Source organism: Frankia tisae, from assembly GCF_025403405.1.
GTDB lineage: Bacteria > Actinomycetota > Actinomycetes > Frankiales > Frankiaceae > Frankia > Frankia tisai.
The window spans coordinates 1-5,689 of record NZ_JANEZT010000404.1; the positions used below are offsets into that span (position 1 = coordinate 1).

At 73.7% G+C, this 5,689-nt stretch carries 5 protein-coding genes; 2 read left to right on the forward strand and 3 right to left on the reverse strand.

What is annotated here, in order from left to right; genetic code table 11:
• The coding region (locus NBZ85_RS26685; protein ID WP_261559834.1) for a GGDEF domain-containing protein at positions 1–1,133 on the forward strand (1,133 nt) is incomplete at its 5' end.
• 70 nt (positions 1,134–1,203) lie between these two features.
• Here the strand turns inward: NBZ85_RS26685 and NBZ85_RS26690 are convergent.
• Together NBZ85_RS26690 and NBZ85_RS26695 are read right to left on the reverse strand one after the other, a co-directional pair.
• Complete coding sequence (locus NBZ85_RS26690) at positions 1,204–2,046, reverse strand: LLM class F420-dependent oxidoreductase (RefSeq protein ID WP_261559835.1); 843 nt, start codon at positions 2,044–2,046, stop codon at positions 1,204–1,206.
• A 146-nt stretch (positions 2,047–2,192) separates the two neighbouring features.
• The gene (locus NBZ85_RS26695) at positions 2,193–2,975 is read right to left on the reverse strand and encodes an enoyl-CoA hydratase/isomerase family protein (protein WP_261559836.1); all 783 of its coding nucleotides are present in this window, start codon (positions 2,973–2,975) and stop codon (positions 2,193–2,195) included.
• Positions 2,976–3,462: 487 nt separating this feature from the next.
• Here NBZ85_RS26695 and NBZ85_RS26700 point away from each other — a divergent pair, with 487 nt between their 5' ends.
• The gene (locus NBZ85_RS26700) at positions 3,463–4,347 is read left to right on the forward strand and encodes a class I SAM-dependent methyltransferase (protein ID WP_261559837.1); all 885 of its coding nucleotides are present in this window, start codon (positions 3,463–3,465) and stop codon (positions 4,345–4,347) included.
• 49 nt (positions 4,348–4,396) lie between these two features.
• Here the strand turns inward: NBZ85_RS26700 and NBZ85_RS26705 are convergent, their stop codons facing one another.
• Positions 4,397–5,584: an HAF repeat-containing protein gene (locus NBZ85_RS26705; RefSeq protein WP_261559838.1), complete on the reverse strand. Its 1,188-nt coding sequence runs from the start codon at positions 5,582–5,584 to the stop codon at positions 4,397–4,399.
• Positions 5,585–5,689: the final 105 nt, after the last annotated feature.

Genomic DNA, 5,689 nt, shown 5'->3' on the forward strand with positions numbered 1-5,689 from the left:
CTGCAAGCCCGGCCCCTCCCGCAAGCCCGATGCCACCCGCAGCCGGTACCAGTGCGCGGGCCGGCCCGGAGCCGCCGGGCGCGGATGCCGACGGTCGCGATCTGCCGCCGGGCGACGCCGACGACCCGGTGGCGATCGGGCGCCGACTCGCCGAGGCGGTCCGCGTCCCGGTCCGGCTCGCGGACACCACCTACGCCGTCGCGGCCAGTTTCGGGCTCGTCGTCGTCGGCCCCGCCGATGTCGCGATCACGGCCGAGACCCTGCTGCACCGGGCGGACCTGGCGATGTACTCGGCCAAGTCCGGCAAGGGCGGACTCCTCACGGTCTACGACGCCGACCTCACCGCGCCGGACACCGTGCCCGCCCTGCACGCCGCCCTCGCCGCGGCCGTCCGCGACGACCCGAGTGGCGGCCGGCTCAGCGTCTCCCTGCGGCCCGTCGTCGATCTGGCGACCGACGAGGTGTCCGCTTACCAGGCCCGGATGGAATGGCACCACCCTCGGCTGGGCGTGCTGCGCCCACCGCGGCTGGCGGCCCTGGGCGACTCGGCCGGCATCGGGCCGACCCTCGACCGGTTCCTGCTGCGCCATGCGCTGGAGTGGATCGCCCGCCGGACGCCACCCGGTGCGCGTCCGGCGGCGGTACATGTGCCGCTGCTCGCCGCGCGGACGACCCGTGCGGGCCTGACCGCGGAGATCTCCTCCGCGTTGGCCGACGCGGGGCTGCCGGCCGGCGCGCTCGTCCTCGACATCCGCGGGACGAGCCGGGACCGTGACCTCGACGCCACCGCCCAGGTCCTGACGCGGCTGCATCGCGGGGGTGTACGGATCGCCCTGGACGAGGTCGGCTCGGCGGACACCACCGTGGACAGCCTGCGGCTGCTCCCCGTTGACATGATCATGCTGCATCCTGCCTACACGGCGCTGTGGGTCGACCCGTCGACGCAGGAGCGCCAACGCATCTTCACCGACCGCTTCCTCACCACCGTGCTCGATCTGGGGATCGAGATGATCGCCGACGGCGTCGACACCACCTGGACGGCACGCCGCCTGCTCGAACGCGGCTGCCACCTCGCCACCGGCGACATCGTCGACAACCGATCCCCGCCACCCGCGACCACCGCCCGCGCGTGAAGCCGACCATCCGGCGGGAGCCCGCCCCGCCGCCCGGTTCGGCCGCCAACCCGGTCCAAGCCTGCGAGGTTCAGGCCGGCGCGGGGAGCAGGCCGGCGAACCGGTCGAGCGTTTCGAGTGCCTGCGCCGCCGGCTCCGACGGGATCAGCAGCAGCGCCCGGTCGACCCCGGCGGCGGCCATCTCCTCGACCCGGGCCGGCTCCGGCGGCACGCCGAAGACGGTCACCGACGGAGCGGGCCGGCCGAGGTCGGCGGCCCGGGTCCGCAGCTCGGCGATCCGCTCCCCGGCGTCCGACCGGATCGCGCCATAGATCGGGAACCAGCCGTCGCCGTAGTCGAGCACCCGGTCCAAGGCCCGGGGGCCCGCGCCGCCGACGAGCACCGGCGGCCCGCCGACCTGGACCGGCTTCGGCCAGGACCACATCGGCGGGAAGTCGACGAACGTCCCGTGGAACTCCGCCTCCTCCTGCGTCCAGATCGTCCGCATCGCCAGGACGCGCTCGCGGGCGACCGCCCAGCGCCGCGTGGGGTCCGTGCCGTGGTCGATCATCTCCTCGGTGTTCCAGCCCGCGCCGACTCCGAACAGGAACCGGCCGTCCGAGAGGTGGTCCACCGACGCCACCTCCTTGGCGGTGACGATGGGGTCCCGCTGGGTGACCAGGCAGATGCCGGGGCCGAAGCGCAGCCGGCGGGTGACGGCGACGATGGCGCCGAACGCCACGAACGGGTCGAGCGTGTGCGAGTACTCCCGGGGCAGCTCGCCTCCCTGTGGATAGGGCGAGCGCCGCGAGACCGGGATGTGGGTGTGCTCGCACAGGAACAGCGATTCGAACCCGCGTTCCTCCGCCGCGGCCGCGAGATCGCCGACGGGCATCGAGTAGTCGGTCGGAAAGTACGCCAGGCCAAGGTCCACAGCGCGGCATGCTATCCCCGCCCACCCCCGAAAACGTCGGTGACTGCCGAGCACCACGCCGAGCAGGGCGAGGCCGTCCGCCGTGGCCGCGGAGCCTCGCCCGGGCCGGGAGATTGCGTTGCTTCTCCCGAGCCCGGGGCGCCGGCTCAGCGGCCGGTGAAGCGGGGGTCGCGGCGCTCGGCGGTGGCCCGCACGCCCTCGGCGAAGTCGGTGGTGGCCCGCAGGATGGCCTGCTCGGACGCCTCCCGCTCGGTGGCGGCCTGGATCGCGGGCACGAGGTCGGCCCACATCGTCTGCCGGATGCTGCGCACCGCCAGGGGCGCGGCCGCGGCGATCTCGGCGGCGAACGCGAGCGCCGCGTCGCGCAGCCCCTCCGCCGGGGCGAGCCGGTCGGCCAGGCCGATCTCGAACGCCTCCTGGCCGCCGACGCGGCGACCGGTGTAGAGCAGGTCGAGTGCCTTCTGCCGGCCGACGACCGCCGGCAGCGTCACCGACAGGCCGAAGCCCTGGTGCAGGCCGAGCCGGGAGAAGTTCGCCACGAACCGGGTCTCGGGGCTCGCCACCCGAAAGTCCGCGGACAGCGCGAGCCCCACCCCGCCGCCGATCGCGCTGCCCTGCACCGCCGCCACCACCGGGATCGGGGCGGTGAACAGCCGCAGCGCCGCCCGGTAGAGAGCCGGCGCCCCCTCCTCGGCCGAGACCGCCGCAGCCGTACTGGTGCCGGCGAAGTCGGCGCCCGCGCAGAAGTGCCTGCCCTGCGCGGCGAGGACGATCGCACGGACCTCGGAGCCGGCCGCGAGCTTGTCGTAGGTGTCGGCGAGTTCCTCGATGAGGTTCACGTCGAAGTAGTTGTGCGGCGGCCGGCGGATCTCGACGACCGCGACGTGGTCGGGCCGGGTCTGGACGGCGACGTCGCCGGACTCGCTCATGCTGATCCTCCGTAGCGCTGGTCGGTGCCCCTGCTGGTCGGTGCCCCTGCTGGTCGGTGCCCCTGCTGGTCGGTGCCCGGCACGCCCCGGTCCGCGTCCGCACGGGCATGGGGTGGGCGGCTGCCGGGGGCCGAACACCCCGTCCGACATCCTGGCCGATCCGGCTGCCTGGGGCGCGTCGTACCGGCCAGCCGAAACGGGGCGATCGTCGGCCCACCGTCCGGTTGGGGCTTATACCGCATCCGCCGCATTACCGGGCGGGGACCGCATCAATTCGTCGGCCATCCGTATCGCTGGCGCGTCACCGCCCGATCACAGAAGATAGTGCCCGTCGGCTTCCGGGGATATTTCGTTGGCCTCGGAAGCCGGGTGTGGCGTGCCCTTCGTGGGTGCTCCCTGCTGTTTATCGTCGGTCCACCTGGGGTTTCTTTCAGATGAGGTTGATCGTCCGGTGAAATCCGTGAACCCGTGCCGGGAAAGGAAGATCATGGCTGTTGACAATATCGATGTGCAGGCGCTGGTCGGGCGGGCGGCAACCGCCGCGACCGCCGTGTCGGAGGCGTCGGGCGGCCCCGACCTGGACGACCGAACCTGGGCCCGCGGGGACTACTCGGTGATCGCCCGCCTGCTCGTCGGCCTCGGCGGCGACCTCGTCCGGGCCGCGGGTGTCGCCCCCGTCCACCGGGTGCTCGACGTCGCCGCCGGCAGCGGCAACGCCGCCCTCGCGGCCGCGGAACTGGGTGCGGACGTGACCGCCTCCGACCTCACCCCCAAGCTGATCGAACGGGGCCGGCAGGCGGCGGCTGCGCGCGGCATCAGCATGGAATGGCTGGAGGCGGACGCGGAGCGGCTGCCCTTCGTCGACGACGACTTCGACGTGGTGGTGTCCTGCATCGGCGCGATGTTCGCCCCCGACCAGGCCGCGACGGCGCGGGAGCTGGTGCGGGTGTGCCGTCCGGGCGGCACGGTGGCGATGGCGAACTGGACCGCCGGCGGGGCGATGGGACGGCTGTTCGCGTTGCTGGAACGGCACGCCCCCACCCGTCCGGAGGGTGCGCTCGCGCCGACGGACTGGGGCAACCCCGACCACGTGCGTGCCCTGTTCGGCGACCGGGTCACCCGGCTGGAAACGCATCGGCGCACAGCCCGGCTGGACTTCGCCGGGTCGCCGGCGCAATGGTGCGCGCTCTACCGGGCATCTTTCGCGCCGGTCGTCGAGACATACGAACGTCTCGGTACGGATCCGAAACTCCTCGCCGCGCTCGACGACGACCTGCTGCGATTCGCCGCCGGCGAGTATCTGGGTCCGCTGGGCGGTCCGGGGCGCTACGAGTTCGAATACCTCCTCGTGTTGGCCGAGGCAGCCGCCTGACGGCGCTTTCCCGGTCTCCCCGGCCAACCGCTTCGCCGGCTCGGCGGCTTCAGCGGTCGGCGGCGGGCCAGAACACCGCCTGCGGCACCGGCGAGCTCGCCGCGGTGGCCGAGCCGAGGATGATCCCGGCCGGGGTGATGGCCTGCGCGCCGCTGTAGGCGCCGCCGAGGGTGCCGAGGTCGGTGAGCCGGCCGGTCTGCCAGCGGAACGCATGCGTGACGCCGCCGACGCGGGGCGCGGTCACGGTGCCGCAGACGATCCCCTGGTCGTTCAGATCGGCCGGCTCGACGTCGCCCCCGGCCACCCTCAGCGGGATGCGGCGTCCGGCCTGCCAGAGGAAGGCGCTGTACGACTCTCCGAACGAGCTGACGAGCACCTGACCGACGCCGTTGATCGCAATCGCGCTGGACGCGGTGTCGCCCGGCAGGGTGCCCAGGTCGATCGCGCGGCCCCGGTCCCAGAGCACGGCGCGACGGGCGCCGGTCACGGTGTCGCTGGAGCCGACGACCTGCCCGTGCTCGTTGACGGCGACGGCGGCGCTCGACGGGCCGCCGAGCGTGCCGAGGTCGTGAATGGTCCCCGCGGACCAGAGGACGGCGCGTTGCTGCCCGCCGGCGGTCGTGCTGGTGCCGACGATGTGGCCTGCGGCATTGACCGCCACGGCGGCGCTCGACGGGCCGCCGAGGGTACCGAGGTCCCGTGCCCGGCCGCCCCACCACAGGGCGGCGTGCTCCTCGCCACTATCGGTGCTGCTGACGCCGACGATGGCCCCGGTGCGGCCGATGGCTCTCGCGCTGCTACGTCGCCCGCCGAGGCCGCCCGTGCCACCAAGGAAGCCCAGGAGCTGGTAGTTCCCGTCGGCCCAGCGGAACGCCTGGCGGTCGTAGTGGGTCACGGCGTCGCCGATGACGACGCCGGCGGCGTTCACGGCCGCCGGCTCGTTGCTGCCGTCGAGGTAGCGCACGGCGCCCGCGCGCCAGATGCCGCCGACAGCGCTGTACGGGGAGTCGTCCCAGCTACCGACGAGCAGCCCGGCGGCATTACCGGCGGTGAGCCGGCCCGGGCTGTCGGCGTCGGGGCCGCGGACGATCATCGGCGGCCTGGTCGGGGGGCGCTGCAGCGGCACGGTGGCGTGGACAGGCGCAGCCGCGGCGGGCGAGACCGCGCCGAGTGCGAATGGCGCGGTCCCACCGGCCATCGCGGCGAGGCGCATGAAGGTCCTGCGGTCGTTCGGCACGGGTGCCGCCTTCCCTCTTCGCCCGACGGAGGACCAGGCATTCTCCATCCAGCAACTACGCTATGAAGTTAGATGGTGGCGCTATGCCGTGATGCCGTCAATCAC

Coding starts and splice junctions, on each gene's coding strand:
- NBZ85_RS26695 (WP_261559836.1), bottom strand. CDS start 2,975: ATGAGCGAGTCCGGCGACGTCGCCGTCCAGACCCGGCCCGACCACGTC.
- NBZ85_RS26700 (WP_261559837.1), top strand. CDS start 3,463: ATGGCTGTTGACAATATCGATGTGCAGGCGCTGGTCGGGCGGGCGGCA.